The following is a 22,633-nucleotide window of genomic DNA, read 5'->3' as shown; positions in this document are numbered from 1 at the left end:
AACGTTCGGTAATTCTGTCCCTTTAACGCGAATTCATGAACGCTGATGCTGTGGAATCTACCACAGTTCCGGACGACGAAAAATTAAAGCTTGGAAAGCTTTGGAATTGTTTCTGTTTGTGCAGTGCAGCAAACAGTCAAATGGCTATTTTTTGATTGCCGTTATGTAATAATCGGTCGGCAAAACAGCTTTAGGCGGTATTTATAGTGTAAAGATGTGCTGCAGCGTGCATAGAAGCGTTGCTGCAGCTCACGGAATTGTGTTGTCAGGCCCTGTTGCAAGGGCCTGCACTCTGTTCGCCGCGGTGGCGATCTCAAAGGGAGCGAGCAGCTCCCCCATCGCAGCGGACCATGGTGCCCGTCACGTAGCTCGCCGGTTCGCTGCAAAGGAAGGCGGCGGTGGCGGCGAATTCCTCGACGCGGCCGTAGCGGCCGGCGGGGATGCGCTGTTGGCGCTCGGCGCTGACCTCGTCGAGGCTTCTGCCGCCGCGTTTCGCCGTGGCCGAATCGAGCTCCGCCAGCCGGTCGGTCGCGATGCTGCCTGGCAGAAGCATGTTCACGGTGATGCCGTATGCCGCCACTTCGCCGGCCAGCGTCTTGCTCCAACCCGCAAGCGCCGGGCGCAGCGTGTTGGAGAGCGCAAGATTAGGAATGGGCTCGATGACGCCGGAGGAGGCGACGGTGAGGATGCGTCCCCATCCCTGTGCCTTCATCTCAGGCAAGAGCGCATTGGTGAGGGTAATGATCCGCGACACCATGGAGATGAAATAGGTCTCCAGCCGGTCGGCGGTCATATCTTCCGTCGTGCCGGGAGTCGGGCCACCGCTATTGTTGACGAGGATGTCGATGCCGCCGAGCTTCTCGGTCGCAGCCTTGGTGACGACCTCAACGAAGTTCTCGTCGTTGAGGTCGGCCCAGATCCAGTCGGCCCGGCCCTTGCCCTCGGCATTGATGGCCTTGCAATTGCTGTCCAGCCGGTCTCCGCTGCGGCCGCAGAGCAGGACATTCACGCCCTCGCGGGCAAGCGCCACGGCGATGCCATGGCCCAGCCCCTTCGATGAGGCGAGCACCAGTGCGCGCTTCCCGCCAATACGAAGATCCATCTTGATCACCCTTCATACTATTTGGATTGTCTGATTGGCATTTATAGAGGGCCATCGGGCGACTATGGAAGGTGCACTTCACAACTGATGGCAAATACCATCAGAATATTGACGTTAACGTAAGGGTCATTTAACTTGTTTTACGTGTTGGGCAAATTGGGGGATTGCCTGTCGCTTCCCGGCTCGACAATCCCCTCCCATTTTGACAAGAGATAACCGAAACGGGGAAGACGCCCAAGGGGACAAGGCTGCGATCCGGGATGATCGGACGCCGGCCAAGCGGAGAAGATGAATGACTGACGCGAACGAGCTGCCGGAACGCGAGAGCATGGAATTCGACGTTGTGATTGTCGGCGCAGGTCCAGCGGGCCTGTCGGCGGCGATCCGGCTGAAGCAGATCAATCCCGATCTGACCGTCGTCGTGCTCGAGAAGGGGGCCGAGGTTGGCGCGCATATCCTGTCGGGCGCCGTCGTCGATCCGATCGGCATCGACCGGCTGCTGCCGGGCTGGCGCGAGGAGGAGGGGCATCCTTTCAAGACCGAGGTCAAGGACGACCACTTCCTGTTTCTGGGGCCTGCCGGCTCCGTCCGCCTGCCGAATTTCCTGATGCCGCCGCTGATGAACAATCACGGCAACTATATCGTCTCGCTCGGCAATGTCTGTCGCTGGCTTGCCGAGAAGGCCGAAGCTCTCGGCGTCGAGATCTATCCCGGCTTTGCCGCGACCGAAGTGCTCTATAATGAAGAGGGAGCCGTCATCGGCGTCGCGACCGGCGACATGGGCATCGAGAAGAACGGCGAACCCGGCCCGAACTATACCCGCGGCATGGCGTTGCTCGGCAAATACGTGCTGATCGGCGAGGGCGTGCGCGGCTCGCTCGCAAAGCAGCTGATTGCCAAGTTTGATCTCGCGCGGAACAGCGACGTGCCGAAGTTCGGCATCGGCATCAAGGAGCTCTGGGAGGTCAAGCGCGAGAACCATAAGAAGGGCCTGGTGCAGCACTCCTTCGGCTGGCCTCTTGGCATGAAGACGGGCGGCGGCTCGTTCCTCTACCATCTGGAAGACAATTTGGTCGCGGTCGGCTTCGTCGTGCACCTGAACTACAAGAACCCCTATCTCTATCCCTTCGAGGAATTCCAGCGCTTCAAGACCCATCCGGCCATCCGCGGCACCTTCGAGGGCGGCAAGCGCATTTCCTACGGCGCACGCGCCATCACCGAGGGTGGCTATCAGTCGGTGCCGAAGCTCACCTTCCCGGGGGGCGCGCTGATTGGCTGTTCGGCCGGCTTCGTCAACGTTCCCCGCATCAAGGGCAGCCACAATGCGGTGCTGTCGGGTATGCTGGCAGCAGACAGGATCGCCGCGGCAATCGCGGCTGGTCGCGGCAATGACGAGGTGGTCGAGATCGAGAACGAGTGGCGCTCTTCGGATATCGGCAAGGACCTGAAGCGCGTCCGGAACGTCAAGCCGCTGTGGTCGAAGTTCGGCACGGCGATCGGCGTGGCGCTCGGCGGCCTCGACATGTGGACGAACCAGCTGTTCGGCTTCTCTTTCTTCGGTACGCTGAAGCACGGCAAGACGGACGCGCAGAGCCTAGAGCCCGCAGCCCAGCACCAGAAGATCGACTATCCGAAGCCGGATGGCGTGCTCACCTTCGACCGCCTCTCCTCGGTGTTCCTGTCGAACACCAATCATGAGGAAGATCAGCCGGTGCATCTGCAGGTCAAGGACATGGCACTGCAGAAGAATTCGGAGCATGACGTTTATGCCGGTCCGTCAACGCGCTACTGTCCGGCCGGCGTCTACGAATGGGTGGAGAAGGACGGCAAGGATACCTTCGTCATCAACGCCCAGAACTGCGTCCACTGCAAGACCTGCGATATCAAGGACCCGAACCAGAACATCAACTGGGTGCCGCCGCAGGGCGGCGAAGGGCCGGTCTATCCGAATATGTGAGATGCGATGACGGAGATCGAACAGGGCGTCTGGACGATCCGTTCGGCCAGGGCCGACGAACTGCATCTGCTCGCTGCCATCGAGATCGATGCTTTCTGGGCTCTGCATGAGGCCGGCGCGGTTGCTTGCGAGCCGACGTCCCTGCCTCTCGACGTGTTGGAGCAATCCCTTGCGGAAGGCTTGCTGTTCGTTGCCGTCGACGATGAAGATCGGCCGTTCGGCTTTTTGGCCGGCGTTATGAAAGATAGCTCGGTTTACATCGCCGAAATCGATGTCGTTAGACGTTGGCAGAAGCGAGGTGTTGGGCGTCGGCTGATGGAAGCTGCGATTGCGGCGGCGAGAGCGCAAGGGGCCACTGGCGTCACTTTGACGACGGACCGGCATGTGGCCTTCAACGCGCCATTCTACGCCTCCTTAGGATTTCAAATCCTCGATGATGGAGAAAGGTCGGCCGCTCTCACGCAGATCCTGGAGAATGAATTTGACCACGGCGCTGATCCGGCCAGACGCGTGGCCATGGCGCTGCGCTTCTGATTTATAGCAGCGCGGCAATGCCGAGGTTTTCGGCCACACGTTGCAGCCGTTTGTCGCGCGTCCAGAGATAGGTTCCAGGCGCCAGTATCGTCGCGGCCGCGAGATGAGCATCGATATAGCCGATTCCGGTACCCTGCAGTTTGTTGCTTCGGATGAAATAAAGAACGTCCTCATCCGAGGCTCTCGCAATTGCAGGCAGTCTACGGAGGCTTCCTATCACGAGATCATATTGCCGCAGATTGCCAAGGCTGATCTCACCGACGACAAAGGGATGAACGACGACTTGTTTTTGCTCCAGCAGAGATTGAAGCCGCGCCTCCAGCGTATGAAAGTGATCGATCCAGATCGACGTATCGACCAGGATCATTCGACGCCAAACTGACGACGAGGGGGAGCCGTGATATTCGGTTCGGTGCCGCCGAGACGTATCAGCGTTTTGGCGGCTTCCCGTTCCACAAGGGCTTTCAATGCTTCACGCAGGATTGCCGAGGTCTCGGCGAGACCGGTAACCTCGCGTGCATCCGCAAGCAACTTATCGTCGATGGCTACGGTGGTGCGCATTGATATCTCCGTTGTCATCAAAATTAGCATCAGATGATGCTGCTTTCAATGCCGAGGGTTGCACATGGCAGCCTTCGATCCATTGTCTTGCAGTTGAAAGACTTATTTCCGGGCCAGCACCCCGGTCGAAAGTGCCACCCCAAGCCCCGTGACGATCGCTGCGGCAATCCCGGCCATTCCGATTTCCTCGCCCAGCAGAAAGCCGCCGCCGATCGTGGCAAGGACGGGGGTGATGGCGGTGAAGGCTGCGGCTTGGGTGCCACCGAGAGCCTGGACGGCGAGGCCATAGGCGAGGGTGGCGGCAAGGCCAGACAGCAGGCCCTGGCTGACGATCTGCAGGCCGATTTCCGGCAGCGGCACCGAGGCAAGTGAGCTGCCGAAGACGGCGGCCAGGCCGACATGGATCAGGAACGACCAGACGGCGATGATGGCGCTCGACTGCAGGGCGCTCAGGCCGGAGCGGCGGAAGGCATGCGTGTAGCTTGCCCAGAGCACGGCAGACAGCGGCAGCAGGATAAAGCCCTCCCAGGAGATCTGCACGCCATAGAGGCTGCGTGCCAGGAGGATCACGACGCCGGCGACGATGCCGCCAAGGCCGAGCCAGCGGGTGATATCAAGCCGCTCGCGGAACAACAGCACACCAATCAGGGCAGTTGCGAGCGGCATGGAGCCGCCGAGCAGGATGCCGGCAGACGAGGCAGGCGTGAACTGGATGGCAAGCGTGGTCAGCTGGAAGAAGAGGGCGCCGGAGCCGCAGACCATCAGCGCGAGCAGTTTCAGTGGCACGCCCTTCGGCAGCAGGCCCGTCTTCCACCAGACGGGAGCGAGCACGAGGGCCGGCACGCCGTAGCGGATGAGGCCGAGATCGATGGTGCCCATCTGTGTTTCGGCCGTGTGGCGGGTGGCAAGAATCCAGTTTGCCCAGATCAAGACGGTAACGATGGCGCCGGCATAGCCGACTATGGTGGGGGTTGCCTTGCGGGTGGAGAGAGACAAAGCGGTCATCGACATATCCTTTCCAACGATCCGGTTATCTTTCGAATGAGGAAAAGATAGCCCCGAAGGCCGAGGCATGTCCTTGCTAGTTATGGCTCAAAAATCGTGCTATCAGCAATAATCTGCCAATTTGTAAATAAGAGTTTCTCGAATATGCCAAAACTGGATAAATTCGATATTGCGATCCTCAACTGCCTTCAGGAGGATGCGCGCGCCACCAATGTCGAGATCGCCGAGCGGGTAAATCTCTCGCCGTCTCCTTGCCTCAGGCGCATTCGCAATCTGGAAAAATCCGGGCTTTTGCGCGGCTATCGCGCGGATATTGACCGCAAGGAGGCCGGCCTCGGTCTCACGGTCTTCGTGGAACTCAAGGTCGGCCATCATTCGAAGGAGAATTCCGAGACGCAGCAGGCAGCATTGCTCGCCATTCCGGAAGTCGTCGCCTGCCATCTGATTTCGGGCACGGCCGATTTCCTGGCTGAGGTCGTGGTGGAGGATTTGGCCGCCTATGAGAAGGTGATGTCGGAAAAGCTGCTTGTCCTTCCAGGCGTGGTCGATCTGCGCTCGAACTTCGCGATTCGCACGATCAAGACCAATGGTGCTCTGAAATTGCCGCAGCCTGAATGAAATAGCCGGAGTAAAAATGAAAAAGGGCCGTTGCCGGCCCCTTTGCGATGAGAGTTTGATTATCCTCAGAGCATCGTTCCGCTGAGGATCAGCAGGGCAACCGAGAAGTAGATCACCAGGCCGGTGACATCGACCAGCGTTGCAACGAAAGGCGCCGATGCGCTGGCTGGATCGAGGCGCAGCTTCTGCAGAACGAAGGGCAGCATAGAGCCGGCAAGCGAGCCGAAGGTGACGATGCCGATCAGGGCCGCGAAGACGGTGAAAGCGACCAGCTGCCAATGCGGGCCGTAATCGAAGAGGCCGATATTCTGCCAGAGCACGATGCGGGCAAAGCCGACGAGGCCGAGGATCGCGCCGAGCACGATGCCTGTCGGCAGTTCGCGGAACGCCACGCGCCACCAGTCTGAAAGCTTGAGCTCGCCGAGCGCCAACGCCCGGATGATCAGCGAGGTCGCCTGCGAGCCGGAATTGCCGCCCGAGCTCATGATGAGCGGGATAAAGAGCGTCAGCACGACGGCCTTTTCCAGCTCGCCTTCGAAGTGCTGCATAGCGCTTGCGGTCAACATCTCGCCGAGGAAGAGGGCGGCAAGCCAGCCGGCGCGCTTGCGGATCATGCCCGCAAAGCTGATCTTCATATAGGGCTGGCCGAGGGCCTCCATACCACCGAACTTTTGGGCGTCCTCGGTCGTATCGGCGATCATCGTATCGATGACGTCATCGACAGTGACGATGCCGAGCATATGGCCCTTGTCGTCGACGACAGGCAGCGCCAGAAGATCGTGACGGCGGATCAGGCGCGCGACATCCTCCTGCTTCATTAGCGGCGGTGCCGTAACCGGCACGCCTTTCTGGGCCACCGTCAGGATACAGGCATCGGGCTCGCCGGTGATGAGGCGGCGCAGCGTCACGACGTGCAGCAGCACATGCGTCTCGTCATCGAGCACATAGATGGCATAGACCGTTTCGCGGGAGCGCTCGACCTGGCGAACGTGATCGAGCGTCTGGGCGACCGTCCAGCTCGCGAAAACGCTGACGAATTCCGTCGTCATGATGCCGCCGGCCGTGCGCGGCGGATAGCCCATCAGGCCCTGGATCGCCTGCCTTGCATGCTCGTCAAAGGTCGCGAACAGCCGGGCGCGCGCGTCGACATCCATTTCGAGCAGCACGTCGGCGACGCGGTCGTTGGACATGCCATGCAGCAGGCGCGCGGCATCTGCGTTGCCCATGACTTCGAGAATGGCGGGTGCGTTGCGCAGCTCCGGCCGGTCGAGAATGCGCACGGCGCGCTCTTCCGGCATTTTGGCGAGAATGCGGGCAGCCTCCGCTACGTCCGTTGCGTTCAGAGCCTCGACGCGTTCCGCAATGGTGACGGCGCGATTATTATTGATGAATGCACGAGCGGCATTGCCGGCCCGCGCGGGAAAGCTGTTGATGTTCATTATAGCTCGCCTTTCCGGTCGATCCGCCGTCGTAGCGGATCGTGGCGAGCCGACAGGAGTCGGTTAGTGCACGAATGCTACTGACGGCAAAGGCAATCGACTACTACTGTCGCTAGGCATCGAAAGATGGCTCCGGTTAATCGGTATGGAAAACGCTGTTCCCCACGTGCGGAGAAGTCGCGCCGAAGGCATGAAAAGTCAAGAGGCGGACACGCCTAAATGCTCGATCCTGCGATAAAAATTTGTTTAGGCGGCTGCAAATTTTTGCGATGCAACAAAACCTAGTGCAAATGCGTTAAAACAAAGCGGCCGGACGACATTCGCCCGGCCTGATCTGTCGCGGATATTGGCCGCTCAGAAGCCGGCCAGAACGACCTTGCCCTTCATCTTGCCGGTCTCGACGAGGGCATGCGCCTTCTTGAGATTGGCGGCGTTGATCGCGCCTGCGGTCTCCGTCAGGGTCGAGCGAATCTTGCCGGAATCCACCAGCTCTGCGATCTTGGCCAGCAGCTTGTGCTGCTCGATCATGTCGGCGGTGTTGAAGAGCGGACGAGTGAACATCAGCTCCCAATGGGTTGATACCGCCTTGCGCTTGAAGGGCACGACATCAAGGGTTTTCGGGTCGTCGATCAGGGCGAAGCGGCCTTGCGGCGCAATGGCTTCGACGATCGAGCCGACATGATCAGACGTGTTGGTCGTAGAGAAGACGAAGGCCGGAGCACCGATGCCGAGCGCTTCGATCTGCGGCGCAAGTGGTTTCGAGTGGTCGATGACATGGTGCGCGCCCAATTCCTTCACCCAAGCCTGTGTTTCCGGCCGGGATGCCGTAGCGATGATGGTGAGATCGGTCAGCGCGCGTGCAATCTGGATGGCGATCGATCCAACCCCGCCGGCTCCGCCGATGATAAGGATGGCATTGGCGGCGCCGGGAACCGGATCCTGCACCTTCAGCCGATCGAAGAGTGTCTCGTAGGCCGTGATCGAGGTCAGCGGCAGCGCGGCGGCCGCCGGAAAATCGAGACTCTTTGGCTTGGCGCCGACGATGCGCTCGTCGACCAGATGGAATTCGGCATTGGAGCCGCCGCGATTGATGGCGCCCGCATAGAAGACTTCGTCTCCCGGCTTGAACATGGTGACATCGGGGCCAACCGCCTTGACGATGCCGGCAGCATCCCAGCCGACGACCTTGTATTCACCCTCGGGCGGGGCGACGCTGGCGCGGACCTTGACATCGACCGGATTGACGGAAACGGCCTTCACTTCGACGAGCAGATCATGACCCTCTGCCTCGGGCATCGGCAGTTCGATGTCGATCAGGGATGTTTCTGCGGAGATAGGTTGTGGCTGCTTGTAGGCGACTGCGCGCATGGGAGAAGCTCCTGGGTTGGTTGCACAGAGGCTAGATGCGCATTATCCTCAAAAGGCGCAAGAATGCACATTTTCTGTACGTAGATACAAAAAGGATACTGTCAAATGTCGGTTCCCCGCTCCAAGCTTGTCGGCAATTTCCCCGGATGCCCGGTCGAGGCGACGCTGAGCGTGCTCGACGGCAAATGGAAGGGCGTGATACTGTTTCACCTGATGGAGGGAACGCTGCGCTTCAACGAAATCCGCCGCAAGCTGCCGTCGGTAACGCAGCGCATGTTGACCAAGCAATTACGGGAATTGGAAGAATCCGGGCTGCTATCACGCACTGTCTTTCCGGTCGTGCCGCCGCGCGTCGATTATGCGCTGACGCCGCTTGGCGCCAGCCTTGGGCCGATCATCAAGGCAATGGCCGTTTGGGGCGAGGAGAATGTATTTTGCCGCGACGGGCGCCAGCAGCTGGGCGCCCCTGGCATGTCATGCACGCCCGGTGCGGCGCTCCAGGCTAACTGAAACGGCGAAGACGGCGAGGCCTGCAACGGAAAGTACCGCGCCGACATAGCCAGTTGCAGCCGCCGTAAAGCCCCAGGAGATCACCAGCCCGCCAAGCCAGGCGCCGAGCGCATTGGCGATATTGAAGGCGGAATGATTGGAGGCGGCGGCCAGCGTCTGTGCGTCGGCAGCCACATCCATCAGCCGGGTCTGTACGGCGGGGCAGGCAGCAAAGCCGCAGCCGATCAGGAAAACGCAAATGCAGAGCATGATGGGGTTAACCGCCGTCAGCGAAAAGAGCGTCATGATGACGATGTTGAAGATCATCATGCCGCCGATCGTTCCTTTGATCGATATATCGCCAAGGCGAGAGCCGACGATGTTGCCGACATTCATGCCGATGCCGAAGAGAGCCAGCACGACCGGCACCATGGCGGAGCCGAGGCCGGCGACATCGATCGTGGTCGTCGCGACGTAGCTGAAGATCGAAAACATGCCGCCGAAGCCGACGGCGGCGACTCCAAGCGAAAGCCAGACCTGGATGCGCTTCAGTGCGCCGAGCTCGCGCGTAATGCTCGCGCCTTCCTCAACCTTGTCCTTGGGGAGGAAGAGGGCGATCAGCAGCATGGTGGCTAGGCCGATAGCGCCAACCATCATGAAGGCTGCGCGCCAATTCAGAAGCTGTCCGAGGAAAGTCGCGATCGGCGTACCGATCAGCGTCGCGATCGTGAGGCCGAGCATCACCTGCCCGACGGCGCGCACGCGGCGATGGACCGGCACCATCGAGGCAGCTACGAGCGCGGCAACGCCGAAATAGGCGCCATGCGGCAGGCCGGTGATGAAGCGCAGTGCCGTGAAGCTTTCGAAAGTGGGTGCGAAGGCGCTGGAAATATTGCCGGCGGCAAAGATCGCCATCATCAGGAGGAGCAGCGTGCGGCGCGCCATCTTTGCGGCGAGCACGGCGATGATGGGTGCACCGACGACGACGCCGAGCGCATAGGCGCTGATCACATGACCTGCTTCCGGAGTGGTAACGCCGAAGGTGTCGGCTACATTCGGTAAGAGTCCCATGATGACGAATTCGCCCGTGCCGATACCGAAGCTGCCGACGGCCAGCGCCAAAGTCACCAGCGCGATCGCGGTGCGCGACGGTGCTTCGAGGGTGGTTTGGGTATCGAGGACCTCGGCGGTAATATCGCTCACGAAAACTCCTTGGGCGGCACACGAAGGTCAAGCGCCGCGAATCAGGCGGCAAATCCCGGCATTCGGCGCTCAGTGCATCAAAATGGAATAAGGGACAGGCGGGTATGGACACACCCTCGTTGATACTATCAATGAGAGCAATGTTCCTGTCGCGTGCATTTTTCGCAGTGCAGCATGTCCGATCGTGCATAAGTGCGCTGCGGCGACCGAGCGAAACGGCCGCAATGCTTGAAATCATTCCATCCAAAACCATCTGAGAAGAAGCGCACGGGGCCTTAGCCCCTCAGAAATATAGTTTGCGGGAAGACCGAGAGCCCCCCGATGAAGTTGATCGGCTTTTTCAATCGCGATGGCGGAACGTTCCGCACGACCGACATGGCTGCCTATGAAAGGAAAGCGGAACAGGTCTTCCGCGACGCCGGTCATGATTTCGAAGCCGTGGTCGTGGAGGGACGCAACATCGTGGCGGCGATGGAACGCGCGGCGCGCCGTGACGATATTGACGGCATTGTCGCCGGCGGCGGCGATGGCACGATTTCGACCGCTGCCGCCATCGCCTGGAAGAATGGCGTCGCGCTCGGCGTGATTCCGGCCGGCACCATGAACCTCTTTGCCCGTTCGTTACGGCTGCCGCTGGACATCTGGCAGACGTTGAGCGTGCTGGCGACAGGGGAGGTCGACAATGTCGATATCGGCAGCGCTAACGGACGCGCCTTCGTGCATCAGTTCTCGGCAGGCCTGCATGCGCGCATGGTACGCTATCGCAATGGCTACACCTATCGCTCGCGCATCGGAAAGATGTCGGCCAGCACGCGGGCTGCTTTCGGCGTCATCGCCAATCCCCCGGAATTCGACGTCGACTTCGAGGCCGGCGGTATCCGCGAGCGCCGGCATGTCTCGGCGATCTCGGTCTCGAACAATCCCTTCGGCGCCAATGCGCTGCTTTACGCCGACAGCCTGCGCAGCGGCGAACTAGGCTTTTACACGGCAAAGCCCCTGCGGCCGCTCGGTGTCGCCCGTCTTGCCATCGACATGCTGCGCGGCCGGGTTCGCGAGAACGCCGATGTCATGGTCATGCATGCGCCGGAAGTGCATCTGCACTTTCCGAAGCTGCGCCAGCTTGCCAACTGCGTCATGGATGGCGAGTTGCTGCCCCTCGAGCGTGATGTGACGCTCAAGGTGCATCCGGGCGAGCTCAAGGTGATGGTCCGTGAAGGGACCGCCGCGCGCGTCCAGAGCGAGGGTGCTATCGATAGCCTCGCCGTCTGACGTCGTCAGAGACGCGGCAGATAGGTGCGATAATCGAAATCGGAAACGGTGCGCAGATAGCGGATCGCCTCCTTGTGCTTGGTATCGCCATAGAGCCTTTGATATTGCTCGCCGAACACATCGGCAATGAAGGCTGACGTTCGGAAGCGCTCCACCGCAGTCAGAAAATCATGCGTCAGCTTGGGCGCGTCGGCCGGCACATAAGCCGGCGTCGTCTCCTCACCGGGATCGAGGTCGTTCTGCACGCCGAGCAGCATGCCGCCTAGGATTGCCGCCAGCATGAGATAGGGATTGGCATCCGCACCGGCGACACGGTGCTCGACGCGTGCACCCGGCCCGTCCTTTTCGGGAATGCGCACGGCCGTACCGCGATGGCCGAAGCCCCAGGTCAGATCGACGGGGGCAAAGGAGCCTGGTTGGAAGCGGCGGTAGGAATTGGCATAGGGCGCAAAGACCAGCTGCGCGTCCTGCAGCGTCTGCAGCAGCCCTGCGCAGATCGACTTCAGTCTCTTCGGCTCGCCGCCAGCTGTATCGAGGACATTGCGTCCTTGAGCGTCGATTATACTCGCATGTACGTGCAGTCCCGAGCCGGCATGGTCTGTATAGGGCTTGGCCATGCAGGTCGATTTCAGGCCGTGCTTGCGCGCCGCCTGCTCGGCCACGCGCTTCAGCATGACGCAATCATCTGCAGCGGCCAGCGCATCCGGGCGATGCAGAAGGTTCACTTCGAACTGGCCGGGGCCGAATTCCGCCGTCGTTGCGTCCGCCGGCAACTCTTGAGCCCGCGCATAGGCACGCAAGGTTTCAAGATAGCCATCAAGGAGATCGACGGCATCCATGTCGTAAAGCTGAAAGCCGTTCGGTTCGCCGCGGTAGATCAGGGCCGGCGGCGGCGATGGGATGCCTTTGTCGCGCCAGTCTCCGGCGAGCAGATAGAATTCCAGTTCGGTCGCGATGACGGGCGTCAGGCCGAGCGCCTTATAGCGATCAACGACGGCGGCAAGAATAGCGCGTGGATCCTGAAAGCTCGGGCGGCCGTCGAGTTCATGCATGGTGGCGAGCACCTGCTTCGATCCCGCTGGCGCCCAAGGCATGTCGGCGAGCGTACGCTGGTCGGCAACGCAGGTCCCGTCGGGATCTCCGATTGTCAGCGACAGACCGGTAATATCGTCATTGTCGTCGCCCCAGATATCGAGCGATTGCGTCGAGGTCGGCAGGCGTACGGCACCGGACCAGACCTTCTTTTCGGCTGAAATCGGGATCTGCTTGCCGCGCAGCCGGCCGTTCATGTCCGAAATCAGCACTTCGATGCGCGCGTTACCTTCGGTTGCGTTGTCGGCCGCCATGCTCTTGTAAATCCCCCATGCTCACGGCATGGTCGTAAACCAAGATAGCTTTCAGTCAAGTCCGGCTGCGTTGCCGCTTTGTGCCCGGCCCCTCACCCTAGCCCTCTCCCCGCATGTGCGGGGAGAGGGGACTCTCTGATGCTCAGCCTCGCACGTAGCGGCATGGGCGGATAACCCCCTCTCCCCGTTTGACGGGGAGAGGGTTGGGTGAGGGGCCATGCACATAATCTCAGCGTCCGCAGATTTGCCTGACCAGCCGAAATTAGAACGGGGTTCCATTCAACCATGTCCGACACGCCAAGCCGCTCCAATCTCGCCGCCCTCGATGCCGCCCATCACCTCCATCCCTTCGCGGATATGCGCAAGCTCAATGCCGAAGGTGCGCGCGTCATCCAGCGCGGTGATGGCGTCTATATTTTCGATGCGGAAGGACGGAAGTACCTGGATGGCTTTGCCGGTCTCTGGTGCGTGAACATCGGCTACGGCCGCACCGAAATCGCCGATGCCGTCGCCAGGCAGATGAACGAGCTGCCCTATTACAATACCTTCTTCGGCACCACCACGACACCCGCGACGCTGCTTGCCGAAAAGGTCTGCGCCCATGCCGGGCCGCAGTTCAACCATGTCTTCTTCACCAATTCCGGCTCCGAGGCTAACGATACCTGGTTCCGCATGGCGAGGGTCTATTGGGGGGCTGTAGGCAAGCCGACGAAGAAGACCATCATTGCCCGTAAGAACGGCTATCACGGCTCCACGGTCGCCGGCGCCAGCATGGGCGGCATGAAATACATGCACGAGCAGGGCGATTTGCCGATCCCAGGCGTCGTTCATATCGGCCAGCCCTATTGGTATGCCGAGGGCGGCGATCTCTCGCCGGAGGAATTCGGCCTGAAGATGGCTCGCGAGCTTGAAGCCAAGATCGATGAGTTGGGTGAGGATAATGTCGCGGCTTTCGTCGCCGAGCCGGTTCAGGGTGCCGGCGGCGTTATCATTCCGCCTTTGACCTATTGGCCCGAGATTGCCCGCATCTGCAAGGTAAGGAACATCCTGCTCGTCTGCGATGAAGTGATCTGCGGCTTCGGTCGTCTCGGCGCATGGTTCGGCCATCAGCATTTCGGCGTCGAGCCGGATCTCGTGCCCATCGCCAAGGGGCTGTCGTCAGGCTACCTGCCGATCGGCGGTGTGCTGGTCAGCGACCGTATCGCCGATGTGCTGATCAACGAAGTCGGCGAATTCAATCATGGCTTCACCTATTCCGGCCACCCGGTTTGCGCGGCCGCCGCCCTCGAAAATCTGCGGATCATCGAAGAAGAAAAGCTGATCGAGCGTGTGCGCGACGATATCGGCCCTTACTTCGCCAAGGCTTGGGGCAGCCTCGCCGATCACGACATGGTGGGCGAAGCCGTCAGCATTGGCCTCATGGGCGGCCTGCAGCTTGCGGCGGAGAAATCGACACGCCGCCGCTTTGAAAAGCCGGATGCAATCGGCTCCGCTGTTCGCAACCATGCTTTGGCGAACGGCCTGGTGCTGCGCGCCACGGGCGACCGCATGCTGGCCTCGCCGCCGCTCGTCATCAGCCACGAGGAAGTGGATGCCATGGTGCGCATCACGCGCGGCGCGCTCGATGCCGTCTGGGCAGAAGTGAAGTCGTAACTAGAGCTTGCTTGATGGCGCAGGCACGTCCCATTTGCCTGCCTTGTGAAGGGCAAGGGTCAGTGCCGCAACATGGATGACTTGGATCATCTTGCCGTCCAGTGCCAGTTCGATCGCCTGCCGGATCGGCATGCGGATCAGGCGAATGCGCTCGGTCGGGTCGTCCGCCGGCCTGGTGGTAAGCTCGACATTGCGGGCGATGACGATATGCGCGAGGTTGGTATGCGTCGCCGGATTGGGCGCGAGCTTGCCGACATAATCCCAGTCAGTCGACGAGAGTCCTGTTTCCTCCCGCAATTCGCGCGCGGCCGCCTCTACCGGGCCTGCATCGGTCGCATCCACCGCTCCGCCGGGGAGCTCGAGCGCCGCGACGCCGAGCCCGTGACGATACTGCTGGACGAGGTAGATGTGATCCTCGGCATCGAGCGCGATGATCTCGACCCAATCGGGATATTCCAATACGTAGTAGGGCGCAATTTCCACGCCCTCCGCCGTCACGCAGTTGTCGGCGCGAACCTTCAGCCAGCGATCATGAAACAGATGCGTCGAGCTCGTCGTCTGCCAGGGCGGAAGATCCACCGTGTCCGACACCAAGCTTACGATATCGTCTTTCTGGCTCACGCGTGGTTCAGTCCCTGTTTCAGATAGGCCCATACTCAGGCAAAGGATGCCTAGGCATCTTGATGATCTCGATCGAAGATCTTGCGCACGATATAGTTCGGCGAGAGATCGTCGCGATAATAGATGCGGGCGATCATTTCGGCGAGGATGCCTGTCGTGATCATCTGCACCGACGACAGGAGCAGCACGACACCGACCATCAGCAGCGGGCGGCTGCCGATATCATCGCCGAAGATGAACTTGTCGATGAAGAGCCAGAGCAGGATCAAGCCGGCAAGCGCACCGAGGCCGAGGCCGAGCGAGCCGAAGAAATGCCCTGGCCGCGCCTTGTAGCGCATGAAAAACATTACGGACAGCAGATCGAGGATGACGCGGAAGGTGCGGGAGATCCCGTATTTCGACGTGCCGTGCTGGCGGGCATGGTGAGTGACCGGGACTTCGCCGATCCGTGAGCTCGGCACGACGCCGGCGACCCAGGCGGGGATGAAGCGATGCATTTCGCCCATCAGCTTCACCTGCTTGATGATGGAGGAGCGATAGATCTTCAGGCTGCAGCCATAATCGTGCAGCTTGACGCCGGTGATGCGGCCGATCAGGTAGTTGGCGCACCAGGAGGGGATCTTGCGCAGCAGCAGGCCGTCCTGACGATTCTTGCGCCAGCCGACGAGCAGGTCGAGTTGCCGCCGCTCCAGTTCCTCGACCATCGAAGGAATGTCCTTCGGATCGTTCTGCAGGTCGCCGTCCATGGTGGCGATCAGGCGGCCGTTCGCTGCATCGATGCCGGCCTGCATGGCCGCCGTCTGGCCGAAATTGCGCTGAAGCTCAACGATGCGCAGCGTCAGCCCTTCCTGCGAAAGCGACCGGCGGGCATTGACGAGCGTCGCGTCCGTGCTGCCGTCATCGACCAGGATCAGTTCCCAGGATTTGGCAAATCCCGCCATGGCGGAACAGATGCGCTCGATCAGCGGTCCGACGCTTTCTTCCTCGTTGAAGACGGGCACGACCAGCGAAAGCTCGAGAGGGCTTGCCGGATCGGCCTGGGGGAGGGTCGACTCTGCCGTTGTCTGCAACACTTCTTTCTCCTAAAAGACCGGCAGTACCTGCCGGACGGAACGAGCGAAAAGTCCGGTTTCAGCCTTCCGCTCGCATTTGGGTGCCCTAACTACATGAAGACTCCGACGGTTGCCAGCCGACAGAATTGGTTTATTCGCAACCGAATGACGCTCTTGACGCTCGCGGTCGTCCTGGCCTACGCCGCCTTCATCGAATGGTTCTGGGGCTGGAGCTCGATCCTGGCACAATGGAGCAAGGTAGGCGCGCTGCCGATCCTTCTGGCGCTCGCGCTTCTGACAAGCACCTATTTCCTGCGCACATGGCGCATCTACGATTACTTCCCGAAGGAAACCTCGGGCCATTTTGCGGCGCTGTTTCGCGTGACGCAGGTTCATAATCTGCTGAATATCATGATGCCGTTCCGAACGGGGGAAACTAGCTTCCCGGTGCTGATGCGCTCCGAATTCGGTATCCCGCTGGCCCGCGGCACCTCGGCGCTGTTCGTCATGCGGCTGCTCGACCTGCATGCGCTGCTGGCCGCGGCCGGCGTCGGCCTTGCACTTGCTTCGCCCTATCATGTCCTGGCCTGGATCGTATGGGCAGCCTTCCTGCTGCTGCCGGTCGCGGGTTTCGCTTCCCGGCGACCGCTAATCCGCCTTGCCGCCCGCATCGTGCCGAAGAAGGCGCAAGGGCTTGTGCATGAGCTGGAACGCGGTCTGCCGGTTGATGCCAGCGCCTTTGCGCGCGCCTGGCTGACGACCATCGTCAACTGGCTCGTCAAGGTCGTGGTGCTCGCTTGGGCGCTCGGCCTCATGAACGTCACGCCACTTTCGGCAAGCTTCGGTGGCGCACTCGGCGGCGAACTATCCTCAGTCCTGCCCGTGCATGCACCCGGAGGCGTGGGCACCTATCCGGCCGGCATTACCGCCGGTGCCATGGCCTTCGGTGCTTCGAGTGCAAAAGAGGCAATCGAAAATCTCGCGCAGGCCAGCATCAATGCTCACCTTCTGATCGTGGTATCGGCGCTAACAGGAACCGCGATCGGATTGCTGGTCTCACGCAAGCGCGCAACTGCGCCCTGAAAGATCACGACGCGCCTTAATGCCGGGTCGTCGTATCGTCAAGCTCGGCCAATCGCCTGCGCAAGAAGGCCTGCTCCGGCGCCTGCTGACAGAGCGATAGCGCCGTTTGGTAGGATTGCCGCGCCTGGTCCGTCCGGCCAAGCTGGCGCAGGAAATCCGCCTTCGCCGCATGGGTGAGATGATACCGTGCCATACGCTCCTCCCGCAACAGCCCGTCGACGATGGACAATGCCGTCGCAGGCCCGTCGCGCATGGAGATGGCCACCGCCCGATTGAGCTCGATCACAGGGGATGGGCTTGCGATCAGCAGCAGGTCGTAAAGTGTCACCAACTGTCGCCAGTCGGTGTCGTCGGCGGTTACGGCGCGTGCATGTTCCGCCGCGATCGCGGCCTGCAGGGCATAGCTGCCGACGCTCTCCGCTGACATGGCCCGCGCCGACAGCTGCAGGCCCTCGCGTATCTGGCCATGATCCCACAGCGCACGATCCTGATCGACGAGCAGAACGAGATCGCCGGAGGTATCGGTACGCGCATGCCGCCGCGAATCCTGCAGCAGCATGATTGCCAGTAGCCCCTCGACTTCCGAATCCGGCAATAGCTGCAGCAAAAGCCTGCCGAGCCGTATGGCCTCCGCGGCCAGATCGGCGCGCACGATCGCAGAGCCGGAGGAGGCCGAGTAGCCCTCGTTGAAAACGAGGTAGATGACATGCAGCACCTGCGCCAGCCGCTCCGGCAGTTCGGTCTTATCAGGCACCTCGTAGGGAATGTTGGCGGTGCGTATGCGGTTCTTGGCGCGGACGATGCGCTGGGCGACTGTCGGGGCCGGAATCAGAAAGGCATGGGCGATCTCTTCCGTGGTCAGCCCGCATACCTCCCGCAACGCCATCGCCATCCGCGCCTCGGCAGGAATAAGCGGGTGGCAGCAGGTGAAGATCAGCCGCAGCATGTCGTCCTCGATCTCTTCATGTTCGGCGATCTCCATCGCCTCTCCCTCCGGATAAAGGCTCTCGGCAATATCGGAGCGGGCGGTGTCAAAACGCGCCCGCCGCCTGATATGGTCGATGGCGCGAAAGCGTCCGGCGGAAACGAGCCAAGCATAGGGATTGGCCGGGATCGTCTCGTCAGTCCACTGCTGCGCCGCCGCCGCGAAAGCATCGTGGAGCGCTTCCTCGGCGCGGTCGAAATCACCGAGCAGACGGATCAGCGTTGCCAGCACGCGGCGCGAGTGGCTGCGGTAGATGCTTTCGATGGTTCGGTTCAGCGACATGGATGTCAGGATGTCTCCGCCAAGTCCCCCCGCAGGGTCAAGATGCGCACAGGGCGGATTTCGACGGCGCCGTAACGCGCCGAGGGAATGCGCTTGGCGATCCCGACTGCTTCCTCAAGATCGGGAGCTTCGATCAGGTAGAAGCCGGCCAGATGCTCCTTCGTCTCCGCGAACGGCCCGTCCGTTACCGAAAATGTGTCACCGTCCGGACGGATGACGATCGATTTGTCTCGAAGCGCCAGCGCATCGGAAACGATCATGGTGCCGTCCCGCCGCAGGCCCTCATCAAAGATGAAGTGCTCGGCGATCAGATGGTTCATCTCGTTCGGCGTCAATCGTCCGTCGACATCGACTGTTGTGTAGATCAGGCATAGAAACCGCATATATTTTCCCTCACTGCTATTCGTTCGGAAAGCGGATGTCGAAGGCGGCGCGAACCTCGATCATGCCATAACGGGCGACGGGGAAGGTGGCGGCGATCGCGATCGCTTCCTCCATGTCCCGGGCCTCGATGAGAACGAAGCCGCCGAGATGTTCTTTCATTTCAGCGAAAGGGCCGTCCGTCACGGCGGTTTCGCCCCTGCGCACGCGAACTGTTTTCGCAGTTTCCGGTTCGCGCAGGGCATTGGCGACGATGAGGTGCCCGCTCTCGCGCAGCCGGTTGTCGCTATCGATCGAATCCTGGGTCAGCTTGCGCCCTTCCTCCTCGGAAAGCTTGGCGATTTCCGCGCTCTCGAACCATACCTGGCAAAGAAATTTCATCTGAACCTCCTCAAGCATCCGGGCCGAAGTTATGGATCGGCCGCACCTCGATCGCGCCGAGCTTGGCGAGCGGAATGCCCGCCGCAATCCGGATCGCATCGTTCAGATCCTTCGCCTCAATCAGGATGAAGCCGCCAAGATGTTCCTTGGTTTCGATGAAGGGGCCGTCCGTCACCGCCGTCTCCCCATTGCGGACCCGCACCGTTACCGCAGACTTTGGCGATTGTAGCGCTTCAGCCTGGATCATATTGCCGCTCGCCATCAGATCGCGATCATAGCCCAGCGAATCGGCATCGAGCTTTTGCTTTTCCTCCTTGGTCATGAGGTCGAGCCTCGTGCCATCGAACCAGACCTGGCAGAGATATTTCATCGCAGCGTCTCCTCTTCAATTTGCTGACAGCCATAGACGAGCGGCTGCCAAGCAAATCGACATCCTCTTCCACAGCATGACAAAATTTTTTGAGGTTGTCGAAAAAGCCCGAGCCCGGTCGACCAGTTCCGTCAACACCATAAGGAGAGACGGAAATGTACAGTCTGGAAGCCGCAATCGTGCATTATTGGCAAAAGAAGACGCTATCGGAAGAGGAGTTGCTCGACGCAGCCGATGTCGGCAGGGTCGTGTTCCGTACCTGGATCGGCCTAGCGGGCTTTGCCCTGGTGATCCTGTGCCTGAGCTGGGGTGCACACTCGAACGACGAACGGCCGCAAGTCGCGGCCGCTGCCAATGTATATTCGTTGCCCGCGGATGGGCGATAGGAGGGAAACCCTATTGCTTATTGGAACGCCGTTTCGAAGAAGCTGCGCAGCTTGCGTGAATGCAGCGCCTCCGGCGGCATGGCGGCCAGCTTCTGGATGGCGCGGATGCCGATCTGCAAATGCTGATTGACCTGCGTGCGGTAGAAGGCGGTTGCCATGCCCGGCAGCTTCAATTCGCCATGCAACGGCTTGTCGGAAACGCAGAGCAGCGTGCCGTAGGGAACACGGAAGCGGAAGCCGTTGGCGGCGATCGTGGCCGATTCCATATCGAGCGCGACAGCGCGGGCCTGCGAGAGCCGCTTCACCGGGCCTGCCTGATCGCGCAGTTCCCAGTTGCGGTTGTCGATGGTGCCGACCGTGCCAGTGCGCATGATGCGCTTCAGTTCGAAGCCTTCATAGCCGGTGATTTCGGCAACGGCCGCTTCAAGCGCCACCTGCACTTCGGCGAGCGCCGGGATCGGCACCCAGACCGGTAGGTCGTCGTCGAGAACGTGGTCCTCGCGCATATAGGCATGAGCGAGCACATAGTCGCCGAGCCGCTGGCTGTTGCGCAGGCCGGCGCAATGGCCGAGCATCAGCCAGGCGTGCGGGCGCAGCACGGCCACGTGGTCGGTGATTGTCTTGGCGTTGGAAGGACCGACGCCGATATTGATCATGGTGATCCCGGCATGGCCCTTCTTCTTCAGATGGTAGGCCGGCATCTGCGGCAGCCGCGGCGCTGTCACATCGCCTTCGGGCTGGCTGGAGCCAGCCTTGGTGATGATGTTGCCCGGTTCGACGAACTCGGTATAGCCGTCGCCGCCGCTCGCCATCAGGTCGCGCGCCCATTTGCAGAACTCGTCGATATAGAACTGGTAGTTCGTGAACAGCACGAAATTCTGGAAATGCGCGGCGCTGGTCGCCGTGTAGTGGACGAGGCGGGCCAGCGAATAATCGATGCGCTGCGCGGTAAATGGCGCAAGCGGCGAGGGCTCACCCGGCGGCGGGATATATTCGCCGTTGGCGATTTCGTCGTCCGTGGTGTTCAAGTCCGGTGTGTCGAAGAGGTCGCGCAGCGGAATGTCTTCGAAAATGCTCGCGGTTGCTTCCACATGAGCGCCTTCACCGAAGGCGAAATGAATCGGGATGGGCGTCGTCGATTCCGATACAACGACCGGAACATTGTGGCTGCGCATCAGCAGCGTCAGCTGTTCCTTGAGATAATGCTTGAAGAGCTGCGGGCGGGTGATCGTCGTCGTATAAACGCCGGGCGCCGTCACGTGGCCGTAGGAGAGACGCGAGTCGACATGGCCGAAGCTCGTCGTTTCGATGCTGACCTGCGGATAGAAAGCGCGATAGCGAGCCGTGATCGGCGCGCCCTTGGCAAGCTTGGTGAAATTGTCGATCAGGAACGCGGTGTTGCGATCGTAAAGCTCCGTCAGCGCTTCGACGGCCTTACCCGGATCATCGAAGGTCCGCGGCTGGAACGGGCTTGGGGAGGAGATGTCGAGGGGTGAAAAGGGAGAGATTCTGTTGCTCATGCGTCATTATAGAGTGTCGTTGGTTACAAGCAAACGACGTTGCAGCAAGCGGCTCGGATTCTCGCAGCTATTTTTGGAGCCGGTCAAGGGCCTGTGCGAGGATCGCGCGCAGGCGTTCTTTATTGCACTGTCGTGCAGTAAGGCGCACCAGTTTGCACGCAGGTGAAGCTTGCGCCGAAGTGCGATTGTGCGCCGCTGCGGCCGCCATGCTCGACCGCAACCGAGAAGCTGAATGCAAAGATGGCGGCAAACAGCATGATAACAACGAAGCGCCGCGCGATGATGATCGAGTCCATGTCTTTGGCCTACCCGTGCCCTATACTGGACACCGTTTTGCCATGGTCATGCTGAACAGGTGCTGAGATACCGGTTCATCCAGCGTTCATAAATATTACCGGATTCGAATGGTCGAATGAATCTTCCGCAGGCAAATAAAAGCCGCCTGCCAACCGGGGCGGGCAGGCGCAATAGCGCTTTCTGAAATAAGCAGGAGCCGTCTTAAAGCTTTGTCCAGGTCTGCGACTTGCAGAATACTTTCAGCACGCAGCCTTGCATCTTGATCTTGTTGCCGTTGACCGTGCCGGAGCCGCTATAGGTCTTGTCTTCGGAGGGGTCGGTCAGTTCGCCCGTATAGCTGTCGCCCTTGCCCTGCATCTTGCCGATCTGCTTGCCGGCATATTTGCCGGTCTTCAGCGTCACGCAGTAGCTGTCGCCGCAGGGAGCAATGACGGCAGTATCGCCAGCGACGGTCTTCCAGTTGCCGACGATCGGCTCTTCGGCAAAGGCCGCGCTCGCGCTCAACAGCATCGCGGCAGCAAGAATGGTGGCACGGATCATGTTCTTATTCCTCCCCGGGCGCCATCCGGCTCCATGGCCGGAAACGTGGCGAGATTATCTAACGCGAACGTAAAGGTAAATATGATTTTCGGAACCCAAATACCCGTTTGTGCGGGTATCCGTGCGCCCTCGAAACACGACATCGAATTCAACTGCGCTCTTTTTGTGGTGAACGAAGGGTTTAAATCAAA

General features: G+C 60.6%; 25 protein-coding genes. 8 read left to right on the top strand and 17 right to left on the bottom strand.

Annotation, left to right across the window (positions count from 1 at the left end; all coding sequences use genetic code 11):
- Positions 1–313: 313 nt before the first annotated feature.
- A complete protein-coding gene (locus JJQ51_RS04525; RefSeq protein WP_113390329.1) occupies positions 314–1,102 on the bottom strand; it encodes an SDR family oxidoreductase in 789 nt (262 codons plus the stop codon).
- 292 nt (positions 1,103–1,394) lie between these two features.
- Here JJQ51_RS04525 and JJQ51_RS04520 point away from each other — a divergent pair, with 292 nt between their 5' ends.
- Entirely contained in the window at positions 1,395–3,059 is a 1,665-nt protein-coding gene (locus JJQ51_RS04520; protein ID WP_269244381.1) for an electron transfer flavoprotein-ubiquinone oxidoreductase, read from the top strand.
- A 6-nt stretch (positions 3,060–3,065) separates the two neighbouring features.
- Positions 3,066–3,593 (top strand): GNAT family N-acetyltransferase, encoded by a 528-nt coding sequence (locus JJQ51_RS04515; protein ID WP_113330821.1) that lies wholly within the window; start codon positions 3,066–3,068, stop codon positions 3,591–3,593.
- A gap of 1 nt (position 3,594) precedes the next feature.
- Here JJQ51_RS04515 and JJQ51_RS04510 read toward each other — a convergent pair whose 3' ends face one another.
- The 3 genes from JJQ51_RS04510 to JJQ51_RS04500 form a co-directional block, all read right to left on the bottom strand.
- The gene (locus tag JJQ51_RS04510; RefSeq protein WP_113354039.1) at positions 3,595–3,960 is read right to left on the bottom strand and encodes a type II toxin-antitoxin system VapC family toxin; all 366 of its coding nucleotides are present in this window, start codon (positions 3,958–3,960) and stop codon (positions 3,595–3,597) included.
- Positions 3,957–4,154, bottom strand: a complete 198-nt coding sequence (locus JJQ51_RS04505) for a type II toxin-antitoxin system VapB family antitoxin (RefSeq protein ID WP_069616104.1) — start codon at positions 4,152–4,154, stop codon at positions 3,957–3,959. The genes JJQ51_RS04510 and JJQ51_RS04505 overlap by 4 nt, the downstream gene beginning before the upstream one ends.
- Before the next feature lie 102 nt (positions 4,155–4,256).
- On the bottom strand, positions 4,257–5,159 hold the full coding sequence (locus tag JJQ51_RS04500; RefSeq protein WP_113354086.1) for a DMT family transporter: 903 nt from the start codon (positions 5,157–5,159) through the stop codon (positions 4,257–4,259).
- A 96-nt stretch (positions 5,160–5,255) separates the two neighbouring features.
- Between JJQ51_RS04500 and JJQ51_RS04495 the strand changes: the two genes are divergently transcribed.
- A complete protein-coding gene (locus tag JJQ51_RS04495; protein ID WP_371864906.1) occupies positions 5,256–5,777 on the top strand; it encodes an Lrp/AsnC family transcriptional regulator in 522 nt (173 codons plus the stop codon).
- A 65-nt stretch (positions 5,778–5,842) separates the two neighbouring features.
- Here the strand turns inward: JJQ51_RS04495 and mgtE are convergent, their stop codons facing one another.
- Together mgtE and JJQ51_RS04485 are read right to left on the bottom strand one after the other, a co-directional pair.
- Positions 5,843–7,216 (bottom strand): magnesium transporter, encoded by a 1,374-nt coding sequence (mgtE, locus tag JJQ51_RS04490; protein ID WP_113330823.1) that lies wholly within the window; start codon positions 7,214–7,216, stop codon positions 5,843–5,845.
- A 354-nt stretch (positions 7,217–7,570) separates the two neighbouring features.
- Positions 7,571–8,584: a zinc-binding alcohol dehydrogenase family protein gene (locus JJQ51_RS04485; protein ID WP_269244380.1), complete on the bottom strand. Its 1,014-nt coding sequence runs from the start codon at positions 8,582–8,584 to the stop codon at positions 7,571–7,573.
- 105 nt (positions 8,585–8,689) lie between these two features.
- Between JJQ51_RS04485 and JJQ51_RS04480 the strand changes: the two genes are divergently transcribed.
- Entirely contained in the window at positions 8,690–9,094 is a 405-nt protein-coding gene (locus tag JJQ51_RS04480) for a winged helix-turn-helix transcriptional regulator (RefSeq protein WP_269244379.1), read from the top strand.
- On the opposite strand, the gene JJQ51_RS04475 is transcribed toward JJQ51_RS04480, so the two are convergent.
- A complete protein-coding gene (locus JJQ51_RS04475; RefSeq protein ID WP_269244378.1) occupies positions 9,059–10,276 on the bottom strand; it encodes an MFS transporter in 1,218 nt (405 codons plus the stop codon). The genes JJQ51_RS04480 and JJQ51_RS04475 overlap by 36 nt on opposite strands.
- Positions 10,277–10,597: 321 nt before the next feature.
- On the opposite strand from JJQ51_RS04475, the gene JJQ51_RS04470 reads away from it, so the two are divergent.
- A complete protein-coding gene (locus tag JJQ51_RS04470) occupies positions 10,598–11,545 on the top strand; it encodes a diacylglycerol/lipid kinase family protein (RefSeq protein ID WP_269244377.1) in 948 nt (315 codons plus the stop codon).
- 5 nt (positions 11,546–11,550) lie between these two features.
- On the opposite strand, the gene JJQ51_RS04465 is transcribed toward JJQ51_RS04470, so the two are convergent.
- Complete coding sequence (locus JJQ51_RS04465) at positions 11,551–12,891, bottom strand: glutamine synthetase family protein (RefSeq protein ID WP_269244376.1); 1,341 nt, start codon at positions 12,889–12,891, stop codon at positions 11,551–11,553.
- 285 nt (positions 12,892–13,176) lie between these two features.
- Here JJQ51_RS04465 and JJQ51_RS04460 point away from each other — a divergent pair, with 285 nt between their 5' ends.
- Entirely contained in the window at positions 13,177–14,544 is a 1,368-nt protein-coding gene (locus JJQ51_RS04460) for an aspartate aminotransferase family protein (protein ID WP_152093520.1), read from the top strand.
- Here JJQ51_RS04460 and JJQ51_RS04455 read toward each other — a convergent pair whose 3' ends face one another.
- The gene (locus tag JJQ51_RS04455; RefSeq protein ID WP_233789912.1) at positions 14,545–15,165 is read right to left on the bottom strand and encodes an NUDIX hydrolase; all 621 of its coding nucleotides are present in this window, start codon (positions 15,163–15,165) and stop codon (positions 14,545–14,547) included.
- A gap of 50 nt (positions 15,166–15,215) precedes the next feature.
- On the bottom strand, positions 15,216–16,235 hold the full coding sequence (locus JJQ51_RS04450; protein ID WP_173002505.1) for a glycosyltransferase family 2 protein: 1,020 nt from the start codon (positions 16,233–16,235) through the stop codon (positions 15,216–15,218).
- 96 nt (positions 16,236–16,331) lie between these two features.
- Between JJQ51_RS04450 and JJQ51_RS04445 the strand changes: the two genes are divergently transcribed.
- The gene (locus tag JJQ51_RS04445; protein WP_113354047.1) at positions 16,332–17,300 is read left to right on the top strand and encodes a lysylphosphatidylglycerol synthase domain-containing protein; all 969 of its coding nucleotides are present in this window, start codon (positions 16,332–16,334) and stop codon (positions 17,298–17,300) included.
- A gap of 16 nt (positions 17,301–17,316) precedes the next feature.
- On the opposite strand, the gene JJQ51_RS04440 is transcribed toward JJQ51_RS04445, so the two are convergent.
- From JJQ51_RS04440 to JJQ51_RS04425, 4 genes are read right to left on the bottom strand one after another with little or no spacing between them, the layout of a single operon-like run.
- The gene (locus JJQ51_RS04440) at positions 17,317–18,561 is read right to left on the bottom strand and encodes an RNA polymerase sigma factor (protein ID WP_162746326.1); all 1,245 of its coding nucleotides are present in this window, start codon (positions 18,559–18,561) and stop codon (positions 17,317–17,319) included.
- Between the two features lie 11 nt (positions 18,562–18,572).
- A complete protein-coding gene (locus tag JJQ51_RS04435; protein ID WP_113330833.1) occupies positions 18,573–18,950 on the bottom strand; it encodes a YciI family protein in 378 nt (125 codons plus the stop codon).
- A 16-nt stretch (positions 18,951–18,966) separates the two neighbouring features.
- Complete coding sequence (locus JJQ51_RS04430) at positions 18,967–19,329, bottom strand: YciI family protein (RefSeq protein ID WP_113354049.1); 363 nt, start codon at positions 19,327–19,329, stop codon at positions 18,967–18,969.
- A gap of 10 nt (positions 19,330–19,339) precedes the next feature.
- Complete coding sequence (locus tag JJQ51_RS04425) at positions 19,340–19,699, bottom strand: YciI family protein (RefSeq protein WP_113354050.1); 360 nt, start codon at positions 19,697–19,699, stop codon at positions 19,340–19,342.
- 155 nt (positions 19,700–19,854) lie between these two features.
- On the opposite strand from JJQ51_RS04425, the gene JJQ51_RS04420 reads away from it, so the two are divergent.
- Positions 19,855–20,085, top strand: a complete 231-nt coding sequence (locus tag JJQ51_RS04420; RefSeq protein ID WP_113354051.1) for a hypothetical protein — start codon at positions 19,855–19,857, stop codon at positions 20,083–20,085.
- Positions 20,086–20,102: 17 nt separating this feature from the next.
- Here the strand turns inward: JJQ51_RS04420 and JJQ51_RS04415 are convergent, their stop codons facing one another.
- The 3 genes from JJQ51_RS04415 to JJQ51_RS04405 form a co-directional block, all read right to left on the bottom strand.
- Entirely contained in the window at positions 20,103–21,605 is a 1,503-nt protein-coding gene (locus JJQ51_RS04415) for an AMP nucleosidase (protein ID WP_112335670.1), read from the bottom strand.
- Positions 21,606–21,724: 119 nt separating this feature from the next.
- A complete protein-coding gene (locus JJQ51_RS04410; RefSeq protein ID WP_167376563.1) occupies positions 21,725–21,901 on the bottom strand; it encodes a hypothetical protein in 177 nt (58 codons plus the stop codon).
- 202 nt (positions 21,902–22,103) lie between these two features.
- Complete coding sequence (locus JJQ51_RS04405) at positions 22,104–22,442, bottom strand: DUF2147 domain-containing protein (protein ID WP_113354052.1); 339 nt, start codon at positions 22,440–22,442, stop codon at positions 22,104–22,106.
- Between the last annotated feature and the right edge of the window lie 191 nt (positions 22,443–22,633).

The sequence above is a fragment of the Rhizobium sp. AG207R genome (assembly GCF_027109195.1).
Taxonomy (GTDB): domain Bacteria; phylum Pseudomonadota; class Alphaproteobacteria; order Rhizobiales; family Rhizobiaceae; genus Rhizobium; species Rhizobium dioscoreae.
This window is presented reverse-complemented; position numbering and strand designations above follow the sequence as displayed.